Origin of the sequence: Streptomyces sp. 1222.5 (genome assembly GCF_900105245.1) — a bacterium.
Taxonomy (GTDB): domain Bacteria; phylum Actinomycetota; class Actinomycetes; order Streptomycetales; family Streptomycetaceae; genus Streptomyces; species Streptomyces albidocamelliae.
The window spans coordinates 687154-711419 of sequence record NZ_FNSZ01000001.1 but is presented as its reverse complement, the minus strand read 5'-3'; the positions used below and the strand labels follow the sequence as shown (position 1 = coordinate 711419).

Below are 24266 nucleotides of genomic sequence, written 5' to 3'. Positions count from 1 at the left end.
CATGCCGAACGCGCGGCGCGGTGTTTGTCTGGCGCCTGAACCGTCCGGGCCGCGTCCGGACGATCCGGGCAGGCAGAGGAGCAGGGCATCGTGAGTTCCACCGAGGGCGCACCGAAGAACGTGATTCCGGCACAGCTGCTGGAGGGTCAGAAGGCGCTGGTCACCGGCGCCAACTCCGGGATCGGCAGGGCGACCGCCGTCGCCCTCGGCCGGGCCGGAGCCGACGTCGTCGTGAACTACGTGGCCGGCGGCGACGAGGCGGAGGAGGTGGTCCGGGAGATCGCCGCCTTCGGGGTGAAGGCCGCCGCCTACGAGGCCGACGTCTCGAAGGAGGACCAGGTCGTCGCCATGACGGACCGGATGGTCCAGGAGTTCGGCACCATCGACATCCTGGTCGCCAACGCCGGACTCCAGCGCGACGCCGCCTTCACCGACATGACCCTCGCCCAGTGGCAGAAGGTCATCGACGTCAACCTCACCGGTCAGTTCCTGTGCGCCCGCGAGGCGACCAAGGAGTTCCTGCGCCGCGGAGTCGTCCCCGAGGTGTCGCGGGCGGCCGGGAAGATCATCTGCATGAGCTCGGTGCACCAGCTCATCCCCTGGGCCGGCCACGTCAACTACGCCTCGTCCAAGGGCGGCGTGCAGATGATGATGGAGACCCTCGCGCAGGAACTCGCCCCGAAGAAGATCCGGGTGAACGCGGTCGCCCCGGGAGCCATCAAGACACCCATCAACCGCAGTGCCTGGGAGACGCCGCAGGCGGAGCAGGACCTGCTGAAGCTGATCCCCTACGCCCGGGTCGGCGAGCCGGACGACATCGCCCACGCCGTGGTGGGCCTCGCCTCCGACCTCATGGACTACGTCGTGGGAACCACCCTCTACGTCGACGGCGGCATGACCCTGTTCCCCGGCTTCGCCACCGGCGGCTGAACCCACCCGCCCGGCGCCGCCTCCCGGAAAGGCACCCATGCCCACCGTTCTGATGCTGGCGGACATGCCCGCGCAGATGCTCCCGGCCAGATCCCAGATGGCCTTCACCCTCGCTTCACACATCATCCTGGTGCCGCTGGGTGTGGCCCTGCCGCTGATCACCTTGATCATGCACGGCTACGGGCTGCGCCGCGGAGACGCGACAGCCCTTCTGCTGGCGCGCCGATGGTCGGCGGTGATGGCGGTCCAGTTCGCGATCGGGGTCGTCACGGGCACCGTGCTGTCCTTCGAGTTCGGACTGCTCTGGCCAGGCATGATGGGCCGGTGGGGCGACGTCTTCGGTATCGGCTTCGGGGTCGAGGCCTGGGCCTTCTTCCTGGAGGCCGTGCTCATCGCCGTCTATCTCTACGGCTGGCGGCGGCTCCCCGCGCGCACCCACTTCCTGCTCGGCCTGCCCCTGCCCTTCGCGGCCCTGCTGGGCGCCTTCGGCATCATCGCCGCGAACTCGTGGATGAACACCCCGCGGGGCTTCACCCTCGACGCCGCCGGCAACCCGACCGACGTGAAGATCTGGAAGGCGATCTTCACGCCCATGTTCGGCCCGCAGTACTGGCACTTCGTCGTGGCGATGTTCCTGACGGCCGGCTACGTCGTGGCCGGTGTCTACGCGACCGGCTGGCTCCGCGGGCGCCGGGACCACTACCACCGCCTCGGCTTCACGATCCCCTTCACCCTCGCCGCGGTGTGCACACCGGTGCAGTTCGTGCTCGGCGACTCCATCGCCCGGCAGGTGTTCCACAAGCAGCCGGTGAAGTTCGCCGCCATGGAGATCGTCTGGAAGACCGACACCCATGTCCCGGAGTACCTCTACGGCCGGCTCCATCCCGACGGCACGGTCTCCGGCGGCATCAAGGTCCCCCAGCTCGACTCGATCCTCGCCGGCTTCCGCCCGGACACCAAGGTCACCGGGCTCACCTCGGTGCCCGCCAGTGACCGGCCGACCGCCGCCGAGGCCACCATCGCCCACTTCACGTTCGACACCATGGTCTTCATCGGGTCGGGGCTGATCCTGCTCGCCCTCTGCTACGCCTTCGTGTGGCTGCGCCACCGGCGGCTGCCCGCCTCCCCCTGGTTCTACCGCTGCGCCGCCGTCGCGGGCGTGGCCTCCGTGGTCGCGGTCGAATGCGGCTGGATCACCACCGAAGTGGGCCGCCAGCCCTGGATCGTGTACCAGAACATGCGCGTGGCCGAAGCGGTCACCTCGACGCGCGCGTCCAGTCTGTGGCTGATGTTCGCCCTGGTCATCGTGGTCTACGTGTTCGTCTTCGGGTCGTTCCTGGTGGTGCTGCTGAAGATGCGGACCCGCTGGCGCGAGGCCGACGCGGCGGGCGGCCCGCGCCCACCGCGGGAGGCACCGGAGACCGACACCCCGTACGGGCCGCGCTCCGCCGGGAGCCCCCGGTGATCGCCGGGGTCATCGCCGTCGTCCTGCTGCTCGCGGTGGCCGCCTACGCCTGTGGCGGCGGCACCGACTACGGAGCCGGTTTCTGGGACCTGACCGCAGGCGGAGCCGAGCGAGGCAAGCGTCCGCGGTGGCTGATCGACCACGCGATGGCTCCCGTCTGGGAGGTCAACAACGTCTGGCTGATCTTCGTCCTCGTCATCATGTGGACGGGATTCCCGGTCTTCTTCCAGCAGGTGTTCGTCACGATGTGGCTGCCCCTGGTGCTCGCCGCCGTGGGCACCGTGCTGCGCGGCGCCGGCTTCGCCCTGCGCAAGCCCGCCCGGAAGCTGGCCGGCCGGCGCCTGTACGGAGCCGTGTTCGCCGTCGCCTCCCTGCTGACACCGTTCTTCCTGGGCGCCGCTGCCGGGGGAGTGGCCTCGGGCCGGGTGAACGCGACGACGACGGCCTCGACGGACGCCTGGGCCAACCCCACCTCACTGCTGTTCGGGCTGCTCGCCGTCGCCGCCACCGCGTCGCTCGGCGCCGTCTTCCTCGCCGCCGACGCCCGCCGGTTCACCGCGCCGGACCTGGACGTCTACTTCCGGCGCCGGGCCTGGGGCGCCCTGGCGGGCCTCGCCGTCCTCGCCGTGATCACCCTGGTCGTCACCCACGGGGACGCCCCTCATGTGTGGCACGGGCTCACGCACGGCGTCGGCCTCGTCTTCGTGGTCGTGGCGGCGCTGGCCACCGCCGCCACCGCCTTGCTGCTGACCCGCCCCTCCGGAGCCTGGTCCCGGGTCACGGCCGTCGCCGCTGTCGCCTCGGCCGTCCTCGCCTGGGGCATGGCGCAGCGCCCTTACCTCATCCCCACCTCACTGACCGTCGCCGACGGCGCGGGCGCGCACAGCACCATGCGCTGGCTGGGCTTCGTCACCCTCGTCGCGCTGGTGCTCGTGATCCCCACGGTCGTCCTGCTCTACTGGCTGGACACCCACGGCGAGCTGGAGAGCCTCACCGACGCCGACCTGCGGCGCGCCGGCACCGGTGACGAGGGCTGACCCGGCGGCGGCCCGACCGGTGCCGGGCGTGCGGGCGCGAGTGGAGTCCGCGTGACCACCGACGACATCCTGCTGGGCGTCGGGCTGACCGTCGCCCTCGCCGTCGGGTGCCAGATCCTGGCGAGCCGACTGCGGATCCCGGCCCTGCTCCTGCTCCTGCCGGCCGGGTTCACCGCCGGGGCCCTGACCGACGACATCCACCCCGACCAGCTCCTCGGGCCTGCGTTCTCCCCGCTCGTCTCGGTGTCCGTGGCGATCATCCTCTACGACGCCGGGCTCGGCCTGGACCTGGGCCACCTCAGGGGCGCGATCCGCGGTGTCGTCGTCCGGCTGATGGTGCTCGGCGTGGTCCTCACCTGGGGAGCCGTCGTGGTCCTGGGACCGGCTCTGCTCGGTGTGCCGGTGGCCGTGGCCAGCATGATCGGGGTCATCCTCGTGGTGTCCGGGCCGACCGTCGTCGGCCCGCTGCTGGAGCACGTCCGGCCGTCGGAGAAGGCACGGCGGGTCCTGATGTGGGAGGGCACCCTGATCGATCCCGTCGGGGGCATCCTCGGCGCGGTCACCTTCCACTCGATCGTCTCCGGGGGGCTGCGGAGCGGTCACTTCCGCTTCGGCGCGTTCTTCGTCGGCCTCGCCGTCGGGCTCGCCGGCGGGGCGATCGGTGCCGCGCTCCTCTGGTACACCCTGCGCAAGCTGCGCCTCGGCGAGTCGCTGGGGACGCTCGCCCAGCTGGCCACCGTCGTCGCGGTGGCCGCGGGCTGCGACATGGCGTACGACGACACGGGCCTCATCGCCGCGATCGTCACCGGGCTGGCCGTGGCGAATCTGCCCGGCCTCGACATGCCCGCACGCAGGCCGTTCTTCGAGACGCTCGTCCAGCTGATCATCGGCCTGCTGTTCGTCTCCATCTCGGCCACGGTGACACCGCAGTCCCTCGTAGGCGTGCTGCTGCCCTCGCTCGTGCTCGTCGTGGTGCTCGTCGTACTGGTCCGACCGCTGGTGGCCGTGCTGTCCACCGCTCGCACGGACCTCGTCGCCGGTGAACGGGCCTTCGTCGGCTGGATGGCCCCACGCGGCATCGTCGCCGCCTCCACCGCCACGACCTTCTCCGCCTCGCTCACCGCCGAGGGGCTGCACGGCGCCGGGAAGATCCTCCCCGTCACCTTCCTCGTCATCGTCGGAACCGTCCTCGTCTACGGGCTCACAGCGATGCCGGTCGCCGGTCGGCTGGGCGTCAGGCGTCCCCAGCGGGCGCGTCCGCTGCTGGTGGGCGGCGACGGCTGGGTCGTCGAACTCGCGCGTGCACTGCGCACCGCCGGTGTGGACGTTCTGATGTGGGCGGGCAGCTCACAGGAGCGGGAGCGGATCGAGCGGGCGGGGGTCGAACTCGCCGGCGGGGAGCTGATGGCCTTGGCCACCGAGCCGCAGGCGAAACTGGAGGGGGTCACCTCGGTCTTCCTGTTCACGGCCGACGACGACTTCAACGCGCTCGCCTCGATCCTCCTGGAGGACGGCGTCGACGGGCCGGTCTACCGCATCGGCCCGCCCCCGGGCGGCGAAGGCGTGGTCGCACCCTGCACCGCGGGCCGCACGCTGTTCGGCCCGCGCCTGGTCCGCCACGCGCTCGCGGACCGCCACGGGCGGGGCGCCCGCTTCCACGTCCAGCCGGCGTCGGCGCCCCGGCCGCCCGGTCACGACGCCCTGTTCGTCGTACGGGCCGGCGGCGCCCTGGAACCGGTCACAGAGGACCCGTCGCCCGCCCCCGGGCGGCAGGGCGACACGGTCGTCCTGCTCGGACCGGTGCCGTCGCCCTCCTGAACCGGGCCCCGGTTACCGCTTCTCCAGAGTCTCGTTCAGGGTGAGCGCCGCGTCGATGAGGGCGAGATGTGTGAACGCCTGCGGGAAATTGCCCAGTTGGCGGCCCGTCGGGTCGATCTCCTCGGAGTACAGGCCCAGATGGTTCGCGTACCCCATCATCTTCTCGAACACCAGCCGGGCCCGGGGGGTGCGCCCCGCGCGCGCCAGGGCGTCGACGTACATGAACGTGCACAGCGAGAAGGTGCCCTCGGAGCCGCGCAGACCGTCGGGCGAGGCCTCGGGGTTGTAACGGTAGACCAGGCTGTCGCTGACCAGTTCCTCCTCCATCGCGTCGAGCGCCGACGTCCACAGCGGATCCTCGGGGGTGATGAACCCGACCGTGGACATGCGCAGCAGCGCGGAGTCGAGCACGTCGCTGCCGTAGTGCTGCACGAAGGCCTGCCGTCCCTCGCTCCAGCCCTTGGCCATGACCTGTTCGTAGATCGCGTCCCGTTCGCTGCTCCAGCGGGCGGTCGAGGCCGGGCGTCCGTGCGACTCGGCGAGCCGCAGGGCGCGGTCGAACGCCACCCACGACATGACGCGGCCGTACGTGAAGTTCTTGCGGCCGCCGCGGGTCTCCCACAGCCCTTCGCCCGCCTGGTCCCAGTGGTCGACCAGCCAGTCGAGATTGGTCAGCAGGGAGGTCCAGCCCTGGTGTCCCAGCCTGATCCCGTGCCGGTGCGCGAAGTAGATGCTGTCCAACGCCTCGCCGTAGATGTCCAGCTGGAGCTGGTCGGCCGCGCCGTTGCCGATCCGCACCGGCGCCGAACCGGCGTAGCCCTCCCAGTGGTCGAGGGTCTCCTCCACCAGGTCGGAGGAGCCGTCGACCCGGTACATGATGTTCAGCGGGCCCGAATCGCCGTCACTGCCGGCCCGTTCCTTCACCCGGTCGCCCAGCCAGTTCATGAACGCCCTCGCCTCCTCGGTGAACCCCAGCCCCAGCAGGGCGTACACGGAGAAGGAGGCGTCCCGGATCCAGGTGAAGCGGTAGTCCCAATTGCGTTCCCCGCCCAGTTGCTCGGGCAGCGCCGTCGTCGGGGCGGCCACCAGGGCACCGGTCGGGGCGTACGTCATGAGCTTCAGCGTGATCGCCGAGCGCTCCACCGTCTCCCGCCAGCGCCCCGAGTACTGCGACTGACTCAACCAGGAGCGCCAGAATCTGATGGTCTCCTCGAAGAGCTCCTGGTACTGGGCGAGGCGGATCTGCCGCGGCGGCCCGTCGGCGGCCGACTCCAGGACCAGCCCCCGCTGCTGTCCGGCTTCCAGCGTCAAGGTGAAGTGCAGGTCGTTCCCCCGGTCGGTGAGGACGTCCACCAGCCGTTCGTCCTCCGGTTCGCGGATGGGGTGCACCGTGAGTTCCGTGCCGTCCTCCGCCGCGAAGAGCGCCCCGTGCTCGGTGATGTGCAACCGGTGCGCCGTACGGCCGTAGTCGAACCGCGGAGCGATCTCGACGTCGAACGTCATGGTGCCGCGCACACACCGCACCAGCCGGACGAGGCGGTGGCTGGGGGTGGCGGTCGTCCCCGTCACGGGCATGAAGTCCAGGACCTCGCCCGCGCCCGCCTCGGTCATGAACCGGGTCACCAGGACCGCCGTGTCGGGCAGGTACAACTGCTTCGTCGCGTACATCTCGTGCACCGGCCGGACCGTGCAGTGGCCGCCCTTGTCCTTGTCCAGCAGCGCTCCGAACACGCTGGGCGAGTCGAACCTCGGGAGGCACAGCCAGTCGACCGTTCCGTCGGTGGTGACCAGCGCCGCCGTCTGCAGATCGCCGAGCAGGCCGTGGTTCTCGATGCGCGGGTAGTCGTCCATCGGGCTGCCCCTTCCGGTGCGCGGTTCACCCGAACGCGTCCCTTCGGATCAGCGTAAGCCGGGGATGCGGCTGCGGCCCGTCGGACTCGCGCCTGGTGATATGCCCAGGTCAGGAGGGAGGGCCGGGCTTGTCAGCGCTGCGTCTGCGCGGCGGCCCGGCGGGCGGCGCGGCGCCACAGGCGCCGCTGCAGACGCAGGGTGGCGACACCTACGGCCACGAGGACGATCACGTTCAGCAGCAGCTGCACCAGCGAACCCCACGCCTGGTGCCAGTCGGCGAAGGCGACCGACACCGCGACGTCCGAGGCGGCGGGGATCGTGGTCACGGAGATGAAGACCCCTAGCAGGGCGCTGCCGCGTGCCTCGGTGAGCGAGACGATGCCGACGACGCCGGCGAGGGCGGCCACGGCCACGGAGAAGAAGTCCGGCGTGTCGATCAGGTGGGACACGGGGCGCACACCCCGCTCGAAGGCGCGGGACTGCAGGCCGAAGGCCCGTACCAGGGCCGCGAAACCCAGCGTGACCACGATGGCCAGCGGAAAGCCGGCGGCCAGTGCCCGCATCCCCTCCCGCACCCTGGGGCGGCTACGACGGTCCAGGCCGAGGGCGATGCTGGTGATCGCGTTGTACTCCGGACCGACCACCATGGCCGCGACGATGAGGATCTGCGAGTTGGTCATGATGCCGACGGAGCCGATGAGGCCGGCGATGACCAAGAACAGGTAGAAGGAGGGCGGATAGGTGCCCGCCTTGCGGATCCGGGCTTCGACGGCGGCCCACAGCGGCGCGTGCACGAGTGCGCTGGGCAGGCGGGTCGCGATCCGCTCGGCGCGGTCCGAGAACATCGTGTCGACGTCGTCGACGGCGATCGACCCCGTCCGGTCGACGCCCAGCTCGCGCAGATCGGCCAGGAGGCCGTTCGCGGCGCCCGTCAGCACGTCGCACTCGACCCAGTCGCCGTCCGGCACATGGGCACCCCGCACGACCGTGAGGTTGAGGACGCGGTCGTGCGGGGTGAGCAGGTCCAGGACCGGCCGGGTGAGGTCGGGCGGCACCAGCAGCCGGAAGTGGATCAGATCCATCCGCGACCTCCCGTGAGCGCGGACCGGCTCGGTACGGCGGCCTCGCCGGCACACGCCTCCACTATCGCCCGGCACGGCGGAACGCGCCGCCCGCGCGAGTGAGCTGCCGTCCGGCCGGTCACCCGGCCGGACGGGGCCGGCGGGGGAAGGGGCGGCCGTGACCGCGAACGTGACCGCGACGGTCGTACTCAAAAGGCGTGTCCGCCCGCTCTGGCGGATAGTGGTGGGCGGGAGGACTCCCCGGCAGCTTTCCCCGTCCCCCGGCACAGGAGGCTCGATGCCCGCTTCACGGTCCGTGGCCGCGCTCACCGGCATCGCCGTGCTCGGTCTCGCGCTCACCGCCTGCGAGGATCAGGCCAACGGTCAGATCGTCGCCCACAACGGCGCCCGGCACGTGCAGACCATCTCGAATCCGGTGACCGAGGGGTGCTACCGCTTCCGCGAGGGCGTGACCCGCGTCGACAACTACACGACGAGCAGCCTGCTCATGTACACCACACCGGACTGCACGGTGCCGCCCGGCGGTGAGAGCATCTACCTGGACGGGCCGTCGTCCGACCAGGTCGTCAGGTCCACCGGCCCGTGGCGCAGTTTCTCCTTCGCCCCTGACTGACGCGCTCGCTCAGCCGTCGTCCAGCCCGTCGTCGCGGAGTCTGCGCCAGATGTGGGTGCGGTGCAGCACGTACATCGCGCCGAACAGGACGACCACCTGCAACGCGACCGCGAGCAGCCAGAAGACGGCCTTGCTCTCCATCTCGTCCGTCAGATAGGTGAAGTTCATGCCGAAGTACCCGGTGATGAACGTCAGCGGCAGGAAGATCGTCGACACGATGGCCAGCCGGTTGATCACGCCGTTCTGCTCACCCGACACCAGGGAGGAGTAGCTGGCGAAGGCGCGCCGGTTGGCCTCCTGGAGGGACTGGATGTCGGTGAGCACCAGCCGGCCGGTGTGCTGGAACTCCCGGGCGAGCCGCTGGCGGTCCTCCGGGAAGGCGCGGTTGAGCACCCTGCGGTTGATGAGCTCGTCCGTCGCCTGGAGGTAGGGCAGCAGGTAGTGGTGCAGCAGCGCGGAACGCCGCCGCAGCTGGGACAGGCGGTAGACCTGCTGGGGACGCCGGCTCTCGAACATCTCGTCCTCCAGGTCCTCGACCACCAGGAGGTCGGCGACCGCGGCCCGGCGAAAGGTGTCCAGGGCCTCCTCCAGCAGCAGGAACAGCAGGGACACGGTGTCGGGTGGGTTCTCCTGCCCGAGCCGGACGAGGAGACTCTCCAGTGGCTCGGCCGGCCCCCGGTGGAGCGTGATCAGGTGCCGCTCCGTCACGAGGACGTGCACGTGGTCCACCTGGCCGTCGTCGACGACGGGGACGACGAGGCCGGTCCGGTCGCCCAGGAACTGGGCCCGCGCCGGCTCACCCGCCCTGCCGAACCAGGGCGGACACTCGGCCACGAGTCCGAGCCCGTCGACGACCGGTCCCGCCTCGCTCGCCTGCTCGTCGGGCAGCTGGACGTCGACGAGCAGGAAATCGGACGCGGCGAGGCGGTCACGTGCCTCCGCCAGGTCCGTACGCGTGGTGGTCCCCGCGGGCATCGACACCACCGACACGATCATCTCGTCTCCCCGTCGCCCGTCGGCCGTAGCTTCCACGGGGGGCACACTCCGGCGTCCCCGCCGCCGACACACGCAGGCGCAGCGACGGGTGCCTCGAACGGGTGAGGGCGGCGAGGAGCCCGGTGGAAGCGCCGCCCGGGACGGGACGGCCGGGGTCAGCCGCTGTGGACGCCGACGTCGTACAGCGAGTAGCCCCACTGGGTGCCGCGTTCCGTGCCGGTGACCCGGACGTAGCGGGCCGGTGTGCCGGTGAACCGCGCGGTGTCGAGGCCGCCGTCACCGGAGGTCGTCGACCAGGCGGTCCGCCAGTTCACGCCGTCGGTCGAAAGCTCGATGCGGTACGACTTCCCGTACGCGCGTTCCCAGTCGAGCGTGACACGGCCGACCAGGTGGGTGGAGCCCAGGTCGATCCGCAGCCACTGCCCGTCGCTCCAGCCGCTGGCCCAGCGGGTGTCGCGGCTGCCGTCCACGGCCCGGCCCGGCGCGTAGCTGGTGAACGGGTTCCACTCGGTGGAACTGGCCGTCGCCGGTGCGTCCTTGGCGAGGTCGGTGCCCGCCTGGTGCCGCTCGGTCGCTCCCCAGGTACCGAGATAGGACTCCGCCCCACGGAAGAGGTCGTCCACCACGTCCTGACCGCCCACGAGGCGGATGTCCTCGATCCAGTCCGGTACGAGGCCGTAGTGCGCGGCTCCGTCGGTGTTCAGGTCCCAGGTGCGCTCGCCGGTGGTCTGCCGGTCGATCAGGGAGCCTCCGTCGACGCTGCGGAAGGGGTACTTGACGGGATTGGCGGTGTCGGCACCGCGGGGTCCCGGCCAGCCGCCCACGCCGTTCATGTCCGTGCCGTAGCCGTACCCGACGTGGTACTTGTCGCGGAGCGCGTCCGTGCGCTTCGCCTCGGCGCTGAAGCCCTCCGAGCCGTGCATGTACTGGGCGATGAAGCCGCCGAGTCCGTAGACCCGTTCGGTCCAGTTCAGGTCCATCCAGCTGTGCGAGGAGATGACACCGGGGTAGGACTCGGCCTCGAAGATGTCGAGCACACGTCCGACGGCCTTGACGCTCATGTGGTCGACTTCCAGCATCATCTTCCGCTTCATCATGCCGCGTACGGCGTACTCGCCGAGGTCCGTGAGCCCGCGGGTGTTGCACCGGGCGTCCGCGGCGTAGGAGGGGACGGCCACGCCCGCCGGGAGCTTCGCCTCGGCGCCGGCGGCCGCGGCGTTGCCGATGGGGTTGTCGGCCTGCGGCCCCGCGCACTTCTCCGTCTTCCAGAACGTGCCGGTGGACAGGAACTGCCCGACGTTGATCGCCGTCCCGAGGCTGCCCGAGTCGAAGCGCACCCCGCACAGCGCGTTGTCGAACTTGTGGCAGAGGAACATGCTGCGCACGCCCAGCGCGTACAGCTCGTCCAGCCCCGCGTCGATGTCGTGCTTGTCGCACTGCGCGATGTCCAGGACCTGCTTGCAGCCGAAGGGCTCGGAGGTCTCGACGCCGAGGATGACCGCGAGTTTGCCCTGCTCGATCACCTCGCGGGCCTGCGCGCTGTCGGTGACGATCCGGAACCAGCCCTTGCCGGTGCCGCCGTACATCTTGTCGACGTAGGCCTGGAGGTCGTACGTCATCTTCGCCTGGAGCCGGATGGACGTCATCTCGTCGCAGCTGCGGTCCTTGAAGAAGTACACCGAACAGATCACGCCGTTGGTGACGAGGTCGTTGACGAGCACCCGCTGGCCGCCGCGCCAGGCCCGCTCCACCCACGCGTAGTAGTTCTGCTGGTGGGTCAGCGAGTCGTGCGCGGGCCAGTCCTTGAACGTGGGCCAGCCGACCGGGTCGTGCCGGCCGTCACCGCCCTTGGTGATGAAGTCGAAGACGGCGAGCGAGCCGTCGGGGTAGTGCTCCGGGCAGTCCTTGAGCGCGTCGGCGATCCCCGCGGGCGAGAACGTCTTGCCACAGATGAGGCGCCCGCCGAAACCCTCGTTGGCGAACAGGTGGTCGTGGGCGTCGACGAAGCCGCGCACCCTGCCCTGGGCGTCGGTGCCCGTGAACGGCTCGCCGGTGACATCGATCCGGGAGTCCGGTGCGGGCCGCGAGACCGGCACCCACCATTCGTTCGCCGCCGCGGAACTCGGCGTCGGGCCGAGGACGCAGGCGAGTACGAGAAGGAGCAGCGACACGACGGTCACTTCTTTGCGGCGGTACGGCCTGACACCTGCGCTCACGACCCACGTCCCTCGGTCGGCGGTCCGATTGTCATGTACTGGGCGGTCTGCTGCCCAGGAAGGATCGCTACTGACGCGTAGGAAATCAAGACTCGTGCGGGGTGGGGGAGCGGCCGGGTCGCCCGGGGGACCGACGTGAACTCGGCCGTCACCGTCGCCGCACGGCAATGCCACCGCTTCTCGAAAGGCCGGCGGAAACGTCCGGCACGCGCACGGAGCCGGCGGGAGGGGTACGGCGCTTCAGCGCCCGGACCGGGCGCGGTGCACGGATGTCGCGGATTCCGGGAACGTGGCCGTATCGCGACGCGAAAACGAAAAGGAGGGCACCGGGAATCGCCCTCCGGGCGTGAATCCGGTGAATCCGGTGAATCCGGTTCCGCGCAGGGACGGAATGCCTCGCGTGGTGCGCGGCTCGTCGGTCCTCCGGCTCCCCGAAAGCGTCGTGATCGACGAGCGCGAGCGAATTCGCGCAGGGAACGGAAGCCCCCTGGCACCTCACCGCCGCCCGGAACGGAAGGCGTCCCGGGCGGGGTGGGGGACAGCGGGCGGGTCAGCGGGTGAAGGTGACCCGGCTCTCCTTCAGAGCGGCGCAGTTGGAGCCGGTGACCTGCACGTACACGTTCTTGATCTGGCCGCCCCAGTCGACGCAGTGGGCCTTGCCGTAGACGTACGTCGGACCCGCGTACGAGGTGTACACGCCGTAGTCGTCGTCACCCTGATCGGTGTCGGAGACGTACACCCACGCCGACATGGAGAGGGCGGTGCCCGGGTTGTTGCGGATGGTCGTGACGCAGTTCTTGCCGTTGGTGGCGTTGTACGTCAGGTAGACGGTGCCCAGCGAGCCCACAGGTGCGGAGTTCACCGTCTTGTAGCCGCTCCCGCAGACCTTCTGCGGGGTGGTGTTGGCCGCCGCGGAAGCCGGGGCCGCCAATGCGGTCGTGGCTCCCACGGAGAGGGCCGCCAAGGCGGTGGCGGCCAGAGCGGAACGAGTGAATCGCATTTCTCCCCCTAGTAAGTCCTGGAGGTAATTGCTCCTTGCATCATGTGACCACCGAAGGAACGGATTGGTTGTACCGCTGTCCGCGGGATATTTCGAAACGGCGTCACGCCTCCGCGGTCCGCGGCCGGTCGGCGCCCAGACTGGGGTCATGAACGAAGGAGACGGCACCCTGCTGGCCCACGGCCGTGTGGCGACCAGGCTTCCGGCCCAGGACCTGGACCGGGCCCGGCGTTTCTACGCCGAGCGGCTCGGACTGCGGCCCGCCGAGGAAGGACCCGGTGGGCTGCTGTACCGGTGCGGAGGCGCGGAGTTCCAGGTGTTCCACTCCGCGGGCGCCTCGTCCGGCAGCTTCACGCAGATGTCCTGGGAGGTCGACGACATCGAAGCGGTCGTCGCGGAACTGCGGCGGCGCGGCGTGGAGTTCGAGGAGTTCGGCCTGCCCTCCGTGTACGGCGGCGCGCACACCCGGGACGGCATCGTGGACGTCGAGGGTTACCTGAGCTCCCGTGCGCCGGGCCCACGGCGGGCGCGGGGCGCCTGGTTCCGGGACAGCGAGGGGAACATGCTGGGCATCGGACAGGCAGTGGACTGACCCGGCCCGATGCGCCGGGGCACCGGCCGGGTCAGCGGACGATGCGGTGCTTCCGCCCACCGCGCCGGAAGCGCGTCGCGGCGTAGACGAGATCGAGGACGAGCACGACGGCGCCGATGATCAGCAGGAAGAACAGGCCGTGAACGGCGAACCCGACGATGCCCAGGACAAGGGCCACCAGAATCAGCAACAGGAACAGGACCATCGGATCTCCCGAGTTCCGCAGCGGGTCAGCGGCGGCCGAGACGTCGTTGGCCGCCGGCGCCCGTCGCGTAGTCCAGCTCGTAGTAGGCGAAGACGCCCGGCTCCTCGGCGGCGGGCAGTTCCCCGTCCGTGTCGATCGACGGGGCCTTCTTGACCACGTCCTTGCTGTGGGCGACCTTCACGTAGCCCGGCCCGACCGTGGCGCCGGGCAGGGGGACGAACGCCAGACGGCGGCGGGTGGGCATGCCCACGGTCACCGTGGCGAAGAAGGCCCGGTCGGTCGCCGTGTCCACGTAGACCGACTCCAGCGTGCCGATCTTGTGGCCGTCCCGGTCCACCACGTCGTGTCCCCGCCACTCACGGATGTCTCCAGCCTCGAACATCATGACCTCCATCAGCGGGGTACCCCCGATCGCGCGTGTGATGTCGGCGCCGGCCGAGCAGGGCCCGCGCGGTCAGCTCTCGTCCAGGGGGTCGTGCCCCCAGTTCATCAGCGAGTGCCGCCCCGGCTGTCCCGCACGTCCCCGGACGGGCGCTGCGCCAGGCGGCGGTGGATGTACCCGTTGACCTTGCGCATGTGGCGTAGTCGGAGTCCGTGAGATCGCCCTTCTTCTTGCGCAGGATCTCGACGACGGCCCGGCCCGAGGCATGTCCGGTCGACCCGCCGCCGTCCTTGTGCTGCCCCGCCGACCGCGACGCGTCGGTCGCCAGCCACTTCTCCGGGGCGGACGGTGTCATGGCGACCAGTTCGCCGAAGGTGTCCCAGGTTTCGCGCTTCTCGTCGTCGCTCGTCGTGTCGGCCACTGCCTCCACCTGTTCCTCCCGGGTGCGTGCGCCCTCCCATCCTGAGGGAGGGGCGCGGGGCCGCACCCGGGAGGCCGGGACCGTGGGCGGGTCCCCGGACCACCACCCGCCCGGGGGCCCTCCGCATGCGCCACGGCCCGGCCCGGGCGAAGGTGGCTCCATGTACCAGGTGACCGTGTTTCCGCCCGCGGAGGACGGTGGCCGCCGCGTCCGCATCGGCCGGTCCTTCGCCGGGATGGCGTACACGCTCATCGACATCGTCGAGTTCCTGCGGGCCGCCGGTCTGGAGGACGTCGAGCCGGCGGACGTCACGAACGCCGAGTGGATCGAGTGGCGGGGCGCCGGCCCGGAGACCTGGGAGCACTGACCGCCCCGGGAACGCTCCGTCGGCCCGACGCCACCGCTCTGTGACCAATTCCCTCGTCCGGTCGGCCTCAACTGGTCACCGGCCCGGCCCTCGGCATCGGATACTCGGTCAGTCCATGATCGGCGGTCGCGGCCGGCGATCGCCGTCGCGAGCGCCCGAAAGGCAGATTCCGCGTGTTCCACGAAACCCCGATCTTCAACCGCCTGGTCGCCGAGCGTGGTGACGTCCCCGCACAGGTCCGTGACGAGGCCAACCGCGTCCGCGACCAACTGTCCCGGGTGCTGCCCTCGGCGCCCTGGCCCGTCGTCAACGTGCCGCGGCAGCGGGCGCACGCGCCCGGCGGGAACCTTCCGCCCGGCTCTCTGTGAGCAGTGCGGACCGATCGGCCGCGCCCGGACGCCGGGCGCCCGGAGAGGCCGGTGCCGAGCGTTCGGCTGCCGGCCTCCGCGCTTTCACCCCGCACCCGCGCGTAGCCGTCCCGCACGCACGCGTACCCGTCGACGCGCCTGACCGGCCCGCGCACCCGTGGCGCCGGAGCAGTCCACGCTACGAGCGGGTAACCGGGAGTTGAGACGTGTCATCACGCGCCTGAGTCGTGTAATCCATAACGATCTTGGCGCAAACCTTGCGTACCGCCCCGTCCCCTTTAGCCTCCCGGCATGGGATTTCTTTCAGGTCGCCGCAAAAGGTCGCGCCTTGCCCCGGAACTGGACGACCAGGACCTCGGCAAGCTTCTGAAGTCGCTGCTGGCGACCACGAAGACCGGGATGATCGCGACGACGGACCTGTGCGTGGCGCAGATCTCCCGGCTCCTCGACCAGGACCGCGGGGACTGGGACCGCCGGGCGCACCGGATGGGCGTACTCGCGGACTACCTGACCGAAACGCAGCTGTCGCGCGCGTGGGCCGCCCGCGAACCGCACAACGCCGACGCGCTCGCACTGCACGCCTGGACGCAGGTCGAACGCGGTCGGCGGCGGGGCTCCCTCGAAGACGCCGACGCAACCGTGGACCTGTGCGTCCGGGCGGCCGAGACGTCCCCGGACGACCCGACCCCCTGGGTCATCCTGCTGGCGGTCGCCCGCCTGGAGGCCTGGGAGCAGTCGCAGGTCTTCGGCGTGTGGAACGAGGTCCTCGCGCGCGACCGCTGGAACCGCGAGGCCTATCTCGGCATGCTTGCTTACCTCAGCCCGGAGGAGGCCGGATCGCGCGTCCAGGTACTGGAGTTCGTGGATTCCCTGGGCCTGCGCATGCCGGCGAACGTGCCCTGCGTGGCCACGGAACTCACCGCGCAGGTCAACCAGTACCACTCGCTCATGGGCCGAGGCGGAGTGGAGGCGCTGGTGGCCCGGAACCACTGGTCGCAGCCGATGGCCACGCAGGCCGTCGACAAGGTGGCCCACACGTGGGCGCAGCCCGGCTTCCTCCGCCACGCCAGGGCCCTCGCCGACCTCAACGTCCTCGCCTACGCGCTGATGGCCGCCGACCGGCGCCAGGAGGCCGGCGCGGTCTTCGAAGCGCTCGGAGGCGTCGTCACGGCGTGGCCCTGGCAGGCCGACGGCGACCCGCTGACCGAGTTCGAGCAGGCGCACCGCAGGGCCGCGGCCGGCAGATGACGACCGGTGGGGCCGACGGGCCGGTGCAGGCGTCCGTGCCTCCAACTCGCGTACGTCATCGGGGGGATGGCCGCCCCGTCAGGTGTCGGGCCCTTGCCCGTCCGGTGCGTCCGTCACCGTGAGGAGGCCGTCCTGGCCGGCCAGGGCGTCCAGGGCGAGTGTCCGGTAGCCGACTTCGTCGAAGAGCACGGTGATGCGGTCCCCGTCCTCGCTCAGCACCGTCCCCCGGCCCCACCCCTGGTGCCGCACCGCGGCGCCGACGGGATAGCGGCCGGTGTCCGGATGCGCCGGACGACGCTCGCCCGGCGTCCCGTCACCGCGCCCGGCCTCCGGCCCGTCGCAGACGTCGCAGTTGCCGCAGGGCTCCTGGTACTCCTCGCCGAAGTAGCCCAGCAGGAAGCGCCGTCGGCAACCGGTCGTCTCGGCGTAGGCGCGGGCCATGTCGACTCTCGAGCGGTCCATGCGCCTGTGGGCCTCGGCGCTGTCCGTGGCCCGGCGCACCGCGCCCGCCTCGGCCGTGCCCGGGACCGGCCCGACGGCGCCCGAGGCGTTCGTGACGACGGCGCCGGCCTCCTCCAGGAGGTTCACGGCCTTCGTCAGCCGGGTGCGCCCCATCCCGGTGTCCCGTCTCAGTTCGTCGAGCCCCGCCGGATCGCCGCGGCCGTGCACGGCCCGCAGGACCGTCGCCAGGGTGTCCCCGCTGGGGGTGCGGCCGCTGAAATAGGCCTGCATCCCGGTGTCCTCGGTCCGGTGGTGCAGCACGGCGAGGGCGGAGCGCCCGTCCCGGCCGCAGCGCCCGATCTCCTGGTAGTAGGCGTCCAGGGAACCCGGCAGCGAGGCGTGCAGCACGAAACGCACGTCCTCCTTGTCGATGCCCATCCCGAAGGCCGAGGTCGCCACGACAACATCCGTCCGGCCCGCGAGGAAGGCCTCGTGGATCCGCCGGCGCTCGGCGGCGCGCAGGCCCGCGTGGTACGCCTCGGCCGCGAGCCCGAGCGCGCTCAGCTCGGCGGCGTAGAACTCGCTGTCCTTGCGGGTCGCCGCGTAGACGATGCCGGGCTTCTCCTCGGCGGCGGCCCGCTCGACGACCGTGCGCCGCCGTTCGTCGTCGTCCAGGTGGCGGCGCGCCTCCAGCCTGATCTCCGGCCGGTCGAATCCGGTGACGAGCTGCCGCGGCCGGTCCATGCCGAGCCGTTCGACGATGTCCTGCCGGACCGGGGGAGCGGCGGTCGCGGTGAGCGCGAGGACCGGTGGCCGGCCCAGGCGCCGCGCGGCCTGCGCCAGCCGCAGGTAGTCGGGCCGGAAGTCGTGGCCCCAGGAGGACACGCACTGGGCCTCGTCCACGACGAACAGCCCGGGGCGCGCATCGGCGAGCCGCCGTACGACGTCGTCCTTGGCGAGCTGCTCGGGGGAGAGGTAGACGTACCGGACCTCCCCGCCGCGCACCTCGTCCCAGGCGTCCTCCGTCTCCGCCGCGCCGAGGTCGGAATTCAGGGCCACGGCGCCGGGGGAGCGGTCGCCGTCGGGCAGCCCGGCGATCTGGTCCCGCTGGAGGGCCAGCAGGGGTGACACGACCACGACCGGGCCGGCCAGCAGCAGGGCGGGGACCTGGTACACGGCGGACTTCCCGGACCCGGTCGGCATGACGACGAGCGTGTCCCTGCCCTGGAGCACGCACTCCATGGCGGTGAGCTGTTCCGGGCGCAGCTCCGCCCAGCCGAACACCTCCGCGGCGGTATCGCGCAGTCGCCGGGCCCGCCTTTCGTCCGATCCCGGACGCTCGTCGATCATCCCCGCTCCTTCCGGCCACCCCGGGAGGCCTGGGCACGGACCACGGGTGCCCGCCGGCTCCGCGGCCATGCCGCGCCGGGCTTCCCCCCTGGCCGGCCGACCGCCGCCGAGGGCGGTCCGGTCCGCCGCCGTGGCCGTCCCCGGTCCGGTGCTGCATCGTGGAGAGAGCTGCTGATCTCCCGGGAGGACGCCGTTCCGCCCGACCGGCGAGGCGAAGCCGGTACGCCCGCCGGGACCGGCAGGTGGAAGGAGCGCGTGCGATGACGCGAGCGAGCCCGGGCTCGCAGCCGGCCGATCGTCCGGCGAGCGGCGCGGTGGCCCCGAGCGGGCTGATGGACCTGCTGAACGTCGCCGCGGTGCTGCTGGAGGCCGACGGCAGGATCGACATGTGGAGCCCCCAGGCCGAGCAGCTGTTCGGCTACGCCCGCAGTGAGGCGGTCGGGCAGTACGCCGCACCGCTGCTCGTCAGCCCGGAGCACCAGGACGCGGTGATCGAACTGTTCGCCGACGTGATGGCGACCGGCCGGGACTGGGCCGGGGCGTTCCCCGTCCGGCACAAGGACGGCAGCACCCGGATGGTCGAGTTCCGCAACATGCGGCTGACCGACAACCTCGGTGACCACTACGCCCTCGGGCTGGCCGCCGACCGGGCCACGGTGCGGCACGTGGAACGCAAGGTGGCCCTGTCCACCCGTCTGGTCACCCAGGCACCCATCGGGCTGGCCGTCCTCGACCCCGACCTGCGGTACCTGGCCATCAACCCGGCCCTGGCGGCGATGCACGGCGTCCCCGAGTCCGACCACGTGGGCCGGAAGTTCCGCGAGATCCTGCCCGGCGCCCCCTTCCTGGGAGCGGAGACCGTGATGCGGCACGTGCTGGCGACAGGCGCCCCCGTGGTGGACCAGCAGGTGGTGGGGCGCACCGCCGCCGACCCGGAGACCGACCACGCGTGGGCGGTGTCGACCTACCGGCTGGAGGACCACCTCGGTCACGTCCTGGGCCTCGCCTATGTCGTCGTCGACGTCACCGACCGGTACCGGGCGGCGAAGAAGGCCGACGAGGCCCAGCACCGGCTGCGTCTCCTCGCCAAAGCCTCGGGCCGGATCGGCACCACCCTGGAGGTGGAGCGCACGGCACGGGAACTGGCCGACGTCCTGGTGCCCGACCTCGCCGACATGGTCGCCGTGGACCTCCTGGACTCGGTCCTGCAGACGGGCCGGGCGGACCTCGACCAGGGCCCGGCCCTGTTCCGTGCCGTCGCGGTGAAGACCGCCTACCCCACCGACGCCGACCGGGCCATCGTGCCGCCCGGCAGCCTCGTCACGTACCACGCCGACCATCCGGCGTCCCACTGCGTCCGCACCCGCCGCCCCCTCCTGATCACCCATGTGAGCGGCGACGATCTGGGCCGTATCGCCGCCGACTCCGAGGCCGCCCGTCTGCTGGCCCGGGCGGGTGTGCACACCGACATGGCCGTGCCGCTGATCGCCCGCGATCAGATCATCGGCGTCATGGGCCTGGCCCGGGCCCGCAACCCCCTGCCGTTCGACCAGGACGACCTCACCCTCGCGTGCGAGATGGCCTCGTCCGCCGCGCTGAGCATCGACAACGCCGTGCTGCACCAGCACATCCGCGGTGCCGCGGAGACGCTGCAGCGCAGCCTCCTCCCGCAGCTCCCGCCCGGACGACCCGGCCTCGAGGTCGCCGCCCGCTACCGGCCCGCCCAGGCCTTCAGCGAGGTGGGCGGCGACTGGTACGACGTGATCGCCCTCGACGGCGACCGGACCGCCCTCGCGGTGGGCGACGTCATGGGCAGCGGTGTCACCGCCGCCACCACCATGGGCCGGCTGCGCACCGCCACCTCCACCCTGGCCGACCTGGACCTCGACCCGGCCCGGATCCTCACCCACCTCGACAAGATCACCGCCGATCTGGACCACCTCGCCACCTGCCTGTACGCGGTGTACGACCCCCACCGCGCCCGGCTGCACGCGGCATCCGCCGGCCATCTGCCTCCGGTCCTGGTGCGGGACGGCCGGCAGCCGGAACTGCTCCGGCTGCCCACCGGCACCCCGCTCGGCGTCCGGGGGGTCCCCTTCGAGGTGACGACCCTCGACCTGGAGCCCGGCGACCGCCTCGTCCTGTACACCGACGGACTCGTGGAAACCCGCCACGACCCCATCGACGAGCGGCTGGACGACCTCATGCGCCTCCTGACACCACAGGACCGGTCGACGGAGGAGACCTGCGACCGGCTCCTGCGGGAGCTACGGCACCCCGCCGGCCACGACGACGTCGCCCTCCTCATCGCCTGCGTACAACCGCTCGCGCCCGCCTGACGGAGCCGGCCCCCGACGTCAGGCCGTCTCCAGCACCACCTTCCCGGTCAGCGTGCCCGTGTCCAGCAGCCGGTGGGCCTGTGCCGCCTCGTCCAGCGGCAGCGAGCGGTCGATGTGCGGGCGCAGCAGACCGGCGTCGACCAAGTCCGCGAGGGCCGCCAGACCCACGTGGTCCGGTTCCGCCGTGACACCGTGGAAACGCAGCCCGCGCGCCTCGGCCAGCCGGGCCAGCTCCGTGTTCCGCATCTCCACGATCGTCACCAGCGCGCCACCGGGCCGCAGCACGTCGAGCGAGCGTACGGCCGTGTCGCCGCCGACGCCGTCGAGGACCACGTCGACGTCCCGGACCTCGGCGGCGAAGTCCACCGCCCGGTAGTCGATCACCCGGTCGGCGCCCAGGGCACGCACGAAGGCCGCCTTGCCGGCGCTCGCCGTGGCGGTCACCTCGGCCCCGCGGGCCTTGGCGATCTGCACGGCGAGATGGCCCACGCCGCCGCCCCCGCCGTGCACCAGCACCCGTGTGCCCCGCCCCGCCCACCCGGTCTCGACCAGCGCCTGCCACGCCGTCAGCCCGGCCAGCGGCAGCCCCGCCGCCGTACGGTGATCGACGGATGCCGGTTTGCGGGCGAGCTGCCGGGAGGGCGCCACGACGTACTCGGCGTAGGCGGCCGCCGCACGCGGGATGCACGGCATGCCGTACACCTCGTCCCCGACCGCGAACCGGGTCACGCCCGGAGCGGTCCCGGCCACGACACCGGAGACGTCCCAGCCGACGGTGAAGGGCGGTGCGCCCAGCAGCGGAAGCTCCCCCGACCGGACGAGGGCGTCGATCGGGTTCACACCGGCCGCGTGGACCCGGACCAGCACCTCGTTGAGCGCCGGGGCCGGCCGGGGCACCCGGGCGGGCTCCAGGACGCCCGGCCCGCCGAAGGCGCGCTGGACGACGGCCCGCATCAGAGCGGTCATCCGGCGCCCTCGATCATCGCGTCCAGGGTCGAACCCTCCGGCACGGGCTGGCCGACGTCCCAGTGCTCGGCCAGCCGGCCGTCCTCGACGCGCCAGATGTCCACGACGACCGACGGGTGCGCCCCCGGCGCCGCCCTGGCCACGCTGTGGGTCCACACCTGGTCGCCCTCGGCGACCACGCGCCGCACGGTGAGCGAGAACTCGGGCATCACCGAGACGGCGGCCCGGAACGTCTCGACGGTACGGTCCCGGCCGGCGCCGACACCGTGGTGGTGGTTGACGAAGCCCTCGGTCAGCAGCTCCCGGGCCCGGTCGAAGTCCTTCTCGTTGTAGAACAGCCGGATGTATTCGGAGACCAGTTCCTTGTTCTGCTTCATCGCGTTCATTCCTTGACCCCTACCACGATCGAGTCGGGCCCCACGAGGTGTTCCGTCCAGGTGCGCTCGAAACCGGCCTCCCGCATCCACCCCTGGCACTCGAGGCCGGTGTACCCGAAGCCGCCGTCCGTGACGGCGAGCATGTTCAGGCTCATGAGCAGGGCGAACGCGTTCTCGGACCGGTCGTCGTCGATGAGGGTGTCGTACACCACCACCGCGCCGCCCTGCGGCAGCGCCTCCCACGCCTTGCGCAGCAGGATCTTCTTCCTCTCCAGGTCCCAGTTGTGCAGGATGTGGCCGAAGGTCAGCACGTCGGCCCGCGGGAAGGGGTCGGTGAAGAAGTCACCGCCGGTGAAGCCGAGCCGGTCCGTCAGGCCGTGCCGCTCGGCGTACTCGGTGAACACCGGCTCCGCCTGGGGCAGGTCGAAACCGATGCCGGTCAGCCGCGGGTTGGCGAGCAGCACCTGCACCGCGAGGTCGCCCTGCGCGGTGCCCATGTCGGCCATCGTCGTGTAGTCCTCCCAGGGCACCTGCCGTGCGATCCGGAGATTCGCGCGATGGCTGATGCCCGTCATCGACGAGAGGAACGTCCGCAGGCGGGCCGGGTCCGCGTACAGGGCGTCGTAGGTGTCCCGGTCCACGTCCTTGGACTCGTCCTGGGAGAGGCCGGTCCGCAGGGCGTCCGACAGCCGGTTCCAGATGCCGAACAACCGGGACCCGGCCATCTCCAGCATCGGTGCGACATGCCCGTAGCCGGGCTTGGCCCGGTCCAGGTGGGCCTCGGACTCGGGAGTGTTGTGGTAGACGCCGTCCTCGCGGCGCAGGAAGCCCAGCGCGACCAGCGCGTCGAAGAAGTCCCGGGCGCCGCGCGGATGCAGGCCGAGCCGCTCCCGCAACTCGTGGACGTCGGCCGGTTTCTTGGCCAGCTCGGTGAAGACGCCGACCTCGACGGCGCTGAGCAGCGTCCTCGACGCCTGGAAGGCCAGGGCCGTCTCCAGGATGCGGTCGGCCGAGGGGGCGGACTCCGGGGGCGGGTTCGTGCTCTTCATGACGTCCTCCTCAAGGGGTGGTGAACAGGGCGCGCGCGTAGTGGTGCGCGGCCGGCTCGAACTGCACGGCCTGGTGGGTGGCGACGGCGTTGACGTCGTGCCAGAAGCGCTCCAGCGTTCCGTGGGCCGCCTGCCCGCCGGTGCCCGCGGCGCGGAAGACGCGGTTGACGGCGGAGAGCAGCAGTTCGACGGTGAAGGCGCTGTCGCGCATGTTCCGCGCGATCGTCCGCCCGGTGAACGGGCCACCGTCGTCGGCGAGTCGGGCGATGCGCGTGAGCAGCAGACGCGCGCTGTCGATCTCGGCGGCCGAGCGGGCCAGGGTCATCTCCTGGGTGGCCAGGTTGCCGCCGGGGCCGGGCATGCCCGGCGTCGGCGTCACCTCCGCCAGCTTGCCCGCCAGGTGCCGGGTGAGCTCGGCCAGGGCGCCCTGTGCAGCGCCGAGCGCGGGGACGACGAACGTCAGGCCGTTCACGGCGGCCAGCGGGGCGATGGAGGTTCCGTCGGCGGCCCGCCCCGCGAACACCGCGTCCCGGTCGACGTACCGGGCGGCGGGGACGGGCACGTTCTCCAGGACCACGGTGTCACTGCCGGTGGCGCGCATCCCCACGCTGTTCCAGGTGTCCTCGATGCGGACGGCCGACGCGGGCACCGCCACCAGCGTGAGCCGGGACCCGCCGGCGCCGGTGGTCCGGGCGCAGACGATGAGCCAGTCCGCGTGCTCCGCGGCGCTCATGTACGGCCACCGTCCGCTGACGCGCAGCCCGTCGCCGTCGGCGTCCGGCACCGCCTCGCCGAACGGCAGCACCGAGCAGACGAACGCGGTGTCCGGACCGTCGGCCCAGAACTCCTTCTGCCCGGCCTCGGGGAAGCAGGGCACGAAGCGGGGCGTGCTCGCGAACAGCGAGGCGCACCACGCGGTGGCCGGGCAGGCCTCGCCCAGGGTCGCCACCGCGTCCAGCAGGTCGGCGAGAGTGCCCCCGGCGCCGCCGTACCGCGCGGGTGCCAGGTGCCTCATGAAGCCGGCTTCGCGCATCGCCGTCACCAGGCCGGCGTCGATGTGCCGCTGCTCGGCCATGCGGGCGGCGAGCCCGGCGGCGGTCGCCGCGATGTCGCGGGCTGCCGTGGCCAGCGGGCCGGCGGTTGTGTCCACCAT

The 24266-nt window shown here is 71.7% G+C and carries 22 protein-coding genes and 1 pseudogene; 10 read left to right on the top strand and 13 right to left on the bottom strand.

All coding sequences use genetic code 11. The features are described from left to right. The first annotated feature begins 90 nt into the window (after positions 1-90). The 4 genes from BLW57_RS03400 to BLW57_RS03385 are packed head-to-tail and all read left to right on the top strand — an operon-like array spanning position 91 to position 5250. The gene (locus tag BLW57_RS03400; RefSeq protein ID WP_256339366.1) at positions 91-930 is read left to right on the top strand and encodes an SDR family oxidoreductase; all 840 of its coding nucleotides are present in this window, start codon (positions 91-93) and stop codon (positions 928-930) included. Between the two features lie 37 nt (positions 931-967). After that, complete coding sequence (locus BLW57_RS03395) at positions 968-2395, top strand: cytochrome ubiquinol oxidase subunit I (protein ID WP_093472030.1); 1428 nt, start codon at positions 968-970, stop codon at positions 2393-2395. Beyond that, on the top strand, positions 2392-3432 hold the full coding sequence (locus BLW57_RS03390) for a cytochrome d ubiquinol oxidase subunit II (protein WP_093472028.1): 1041 nt from the start codon (positions 2392-2394) through the stop codon (positions 3430-3432). The genes BLW57_RS03395 and BLW57_RS03390 overlap by 4 nt, the downstream gene beginning before the upstream one ends. A 51-nt stretch (positions 3433-3483) precedes the next feature. Continuing rightward, on the top strand, positions 3484-5250 hold the full coding sequence (locus BLW57_RS03385) for a cation:proton antiporter (protein WP_093472026.1): 1767 nt from the start codon (positions 3484-3486) through the stop codon (positions 5248-5250). A 12-nt stretch (positions 5251-5262) separates the two neighbouring features. Here BLW57_RS03385 and BLW57_RS03380 read toward each other — a convergent pair whose 3' ends face one another. Both BLW57_RS03380 and BLW57_RS03375 read right to left on the bottom strand, forming a co-directional pair. Continuing rightward, positions 5263-7101, bottom strand: a complete 1839-nt coding sequence (locus BLW57_RS03380) for a glycoside hydrolase family 15 protein (RefSeq protein ID WP_093472025.1) — start codon at positions 7099-7101, stop codon at positions 5263-5265. A gap of 131 nt (positions 7102-7232) precedes the next feature. Continuing rightward, a complete protein-coding gene (locus BLW57_RS03375) occupies positions 7233-8183 on the bottom strand; it encodes a DUF389 domain-containing protein (RefSeq protein WP_093472023.1) in 951 nt (316 codons plus the stop codon). Between the two features lie 277 nt (positions 8184-8460). Between BLW57_RS03375 and BLW57_RS03370 the strand changes: the two genes are divergently transcribed. Continuing rightward, positions 8461-8796, top strand: coding sequence for a hypothetical protein (locus BLW57_RS03370; RefSeq protein WP_143050265.1), 336 nt, complete (start codon positions 8461-8463; stop codon positions 8794-8796). Positions 8797-8805: 9 nt separating this feature from the next. On the opposite strand, the gene BLW57_RS03365 is transcribed toward BLW57_RS03370, so the two are convergent. The 3 genes from BLW57_RS03365 to BLW57_RS03355 all read right to left on the bottom strand — a co-directional run bounded on the left by BLW57_RS03365 (position 8806) and on the right by BLW57_RS03355 (position 13008). Then, complete coding sequence (locus tag BLW57_RS03365) at positions 8806-9792, bottom strand: CorA family divalent cation transporter (RefSeq protein WP_256339365.1); 987 nt, start codon at positions 9790-9792, stop codon at positions 8806-8808. Positions 9793-9947: 155 nt separating this feature from the next. Further along, positions 9948-12008 (bottom strand): galactose-binding domain-containing protein, encoded by a 2061-nt coding sequence (locus tag BLW57_RS03360; protein WP_093472020.1) that lies wholly within the window; start codon positions 12006-12008, stop codon positions 9948-9950. A gap of 550 nt (positions 12009-12558) precedes the next feature. Continuing rightward, positions 12559-13008, bottom strand: a complete 450-nt coding sequence (locus BLW57_RS03355; RefSeq protein ID WP_093472019.1) for a spore-associated protein — start codon at positions 13006-13008, stop codon at positions 12559-12561. Positions 13009-13156: 148 nt separating this feature from the next. Between BLW57_RS03355 and BLW57_RS03350 the strand changes: the two genes are divergently transcribed. Continuing rightward, positions 13157-13600: a VOC family protein gene (locus BLW57_RS03350; protein ID WP_093472017.1), complete on the top strand. Its 444-nt coding sequence runs from the start codon at positions 13157-13159 to the stop codon at positions 13598-13600. Between the two features lie 31 nt (positions 13601-13631). On the opposite strand, the gene BLW57_RS41215 is transcribed toward BLW57_RS03350, so the two are convergent. The 3 genes and pseudogenes from BLW57_RS41215 to BLW57_RS42100 all read right to left on the bottom strand — a co-directional run bounded on the left by BLW57_RS41215 (position 13632) and on the right by BLW57_RS42100 (position 14542). Further along, a complete protein-coding gene (locus BLW57_RS41215) occupies positions 13632-13805 on the bottom strand; it encodes a hypothetical protein (RefSeq protein ID WP_176985437.1) in 174 nt (57 codons plus the stop codon). A gap of 25 nt (positions 13806-13830) precedes the next feature. Further along, positions 13831-14187 carry a PRC-barrel domain-containing protein gene (locus BLW57_RS03345; RefSeq protein WP_093480491.1) on the bottom strand — a complete coding sequence of 119 codons (357 nt, stop codon included), beginning with the start codon at positions 14185-14187 and terminating at the stop codon, positions 13831-13833. Positions 14188-14259: 72 nt separating this feature from the next. Then, positions 14260-14542: pseudogene (locus BLW57_RS42100) on the bottom strand (DUF3140 domain-containing protein). 226 nt (positions 14543-14768) lie between these two features. Here BLW57_RS42100 and BLW57_RS03335 point away from each other — a divergent pair. From BLW57_RS03335 to BLW57_RS03325, 3 genes are all read left to right on the top strand, one after another. Continuing rightward, positions 14769-14975, top strand: a complete 207-nt coding sequence (locus tag BLW57_RS03335) for a hypothetical protein (protein WP_093472016.1) — start codon at positions 14769-14771, stop codon at positions 14973-14975. A gap of 173 nt (positions 14976-15148) precedes the next feature. After that, positions 15149-15343 carry a hypothetical protein gene (locus tag BLW57_RS03330; RefSeq protein ID WP_093472014.1) on the top strand — a complete coding sequence of 65 codons (195 nt, stop codon included), beginning with the start codon at positions 15149-15151 and terminating at the stop codon, positions 15341-15343. Between the two features lie 291 nt (positions 15344-15634). Then, complete coding sequence (locus BLW57_RS03325) at positions 15635-16591, top strand: hypothetical protein (RefSeq protein ID WP_093472013.1); 957 nt, start codon at positions 15635-15637, stop codon at positions 16589-16591. Positions 16592-16669: 78 nt separating this feature from the next. Here BLW57_RS03325 and BLW57_RS03320 read toward each other — a convergent pair whose 3' ends face one another. Next, the gene (locus BLW57_RS03320; protein ID WP_093472011.1) at positions 16670-18382 is read right to left on the bottom strand and encodes a RecQ family ATP-dependent DNA helicase; all 1713 of its coding nucleotides are present in this window, start codon (positions 18380-18382) and stop codon (positions 16670-16672) included. 260 nt (positions 18383-18642) lie between these two features. Between BLW57_RS03320 and BLW57_RS03315 the strand changes: the two genes are divergently transcribed. Beyond that, positions 18643-20721: a SpoIIE family protein phosphatase gene (locus BLW57_RS03315; RefSeq protein WP_093472010.1), complete on the top strand. Its 2079-nt coding sequence runs from the start codon at positions 18643-18645 to the stop codon at positions 20719-20721. A gap of 18 nt (positions 20722-20739) precedes the next feature. Here the strand turns inward: BLW57_RS03315 and BLW57_RS03310 are convergent, their stop codons facing one another. Genes BLW57_RS03310 through BLW57_RS03295 form a run of 4 tightly spaced genes read right to left on the bottom strand, consistent with a single transcriptional unit; the run spans position 20740 to position 24266 of the window. After that, complete coding sequence (locus BLW57_RS03310) at positions 20740-21675, bottom strand: NADP-dependent oxidoreductase (protein ID WP_093480490.1); 936 nt, start codon at positions 21673-21675, stop codon at positions 20740-20742. An 8-nt stretch (positions 21676-21683) separates the two neighbouring features. After that, positions 21684-22064 carry a nuclear transport factor 2 family protein gene (locus BLW57_RS03305; RefSeq protein ID WP_176985436.1) on the bottom strand — a complete coding sequence of 127 codons (381 nt, stop codon included), beginning with the start codon at positions 22062-22064 and terminating at the stop codon, positions 21684-21686. 5 nt (positions 22065-22069) lie between these two features. Continuing rightward, on the bottom strand, positions 22070-23113 hold the full coding sequence (locus tag BLW57_RS03300; RefSeq protein WP_093472007.1) for a methyltransferase: 1044 nt from the start codon (positions 23111-23113) through the stop codon (positions 22070-22072). Positions 23114-23123: 10 nt separating this feature from the next. After that, entirely contained in the window at positions 23124-24266 is a 1143-nt protein-coding gene (locus BLW57_RS03295) for an acyl-CoA dehydrogenase family protein (protein ID WP_093472005.1), read from the bottom strand.

What these genes read in the sequence shown, in the direction of transcription:
- BLW57_RS03395 (WP_093472030.1), top strand. Translation starts at nt 968, where the DNA reads ATGCCCACCGTTCTGATGCTGGCGGACATGCCCGCGCAGATGCTCCCG.
- BLW57_RS03380 (WP_093472025.1), bottom strand. Translation starts at nt 7,101, where the DNA reads ATGGACGACTACCCGCGCATCGAGAACCACGGCCTGCTCGGCGATCTG.
- BLW57_RS03375 (WP_093472023.1), bottom strand. Translation starts at nt 8,183, where the DNA reads ATGGATCTGATCCACTTCCGGCTGCTGGTGCCGCCCGACCTCACCCGG.
- BLW57_RS03370 (WP_143050265.1), top strand. Translation starts at nt 8,461, where the DNA reads ATGCCCGCTTCACGGTCCGTGGCCGCGCTCACCGGCATCGCCGTGCTC.
- BLW57_RS03365 (WP_256339365.1), bottom strand. Translation starts at nt 9,792, where the DNA reads ATGATCGTGTCGGTGGTGTCGATGCCCGCGGGGACCACCACGCGTACG.
- BLW57_RS03355 (WP_093472019.1), bottom strand. Translation starts at nt 13,008, where the DNA reads ATGCGATTCACTCGTTCCGCTCTGGCCGCCACCGCCTTGGCGGCCCTC.
- BLW57_RS03350 (WP_093472017.1), top strand. Translation starts at nt 13,157, where the DNA reads ATGAACGAAGGAGACGGCACCCTGCTGGCCCACGGCCGTGTGGCGACC.
- BLW57_RS41215 (WP_176985437.1), bottom strand. Translation starts at nt 13,805, where the DNA reads ATGGTCCTGTTCCTGTTGCTGATTCTGGTGGCCCTTGTCCTGGGCATC.
- BLW57_RS03345 (WP_093480491.1), bottom strand. Translation starts at nt 14,187, where the DNA reads ATGTTCGAGGCTGGAGACATCCGTGAGTGGCGGGGACACGACGTGGTG.
- BLW57_RS03335 (WP_093472016.1), top strand. Translation starts at nt 14,769, where the DNA reads ATGTACCAGGTGACCGTGTTTCCGCCCGCGGAGGACGGTGGCCGCCGC.
- BLW57_RS03325 (WP_093472013.1), top strand. Translation starts at nt 15,635, where the DNA reads ATGGGATTTCTTTCAGGTCGCCGCAAAAGGTCGCGCCTTGCCCCGGAA.
- BLW57_RS03320 (WP_093472011.1), bottom strand. Translation starts at nt 18,382, where the DNA reads ATGATCGACGAGCGTCCGGGATCGGACGAAAGGCGGGCCCGGCGACTG.
- BLW57_RS03315 (WP_093472010.1), top strand. Translation starts at nt 18,643, where the DNA reads ATGACGCGAGCGAGCCCGGGCTCGCAGCCGGCCGATCGTCCGGCGAGC.
- BLW57_RS03310 (WP_093480490.1), bottom strand. Translation starts at nt 21,675, where the DNA reads ATGCGGGCCGTCGTCCAGCGCGCCTTCGGCGGGCCGGGCGTCCTGGAG.
- BLW57_RS03305 (WP_176985436.1), bottom strand. Translation starts at nt 22,064, where the DNA reads ATGAAGCAGAACAAGGAACTGGTCTCCGAATACATCCGGCTGTTCTAC.
- BLW57_RS03300 (WP_093472007.1), bottom strand. Translation starts at nt 23,113, where the DNA reads ATGAAGAGCACGAACCCGCCCCCGGAGTCCGCCCCCTCGGCCGACCGC.
- BLW57_RS03295 (WP_093472005.1), bottom strand. Translation starts at nt 24,266, where the DNA reads ATGGTGGACACAACCGCCGGCCCGCTGGCCACGGCAGCCCGCGACATC.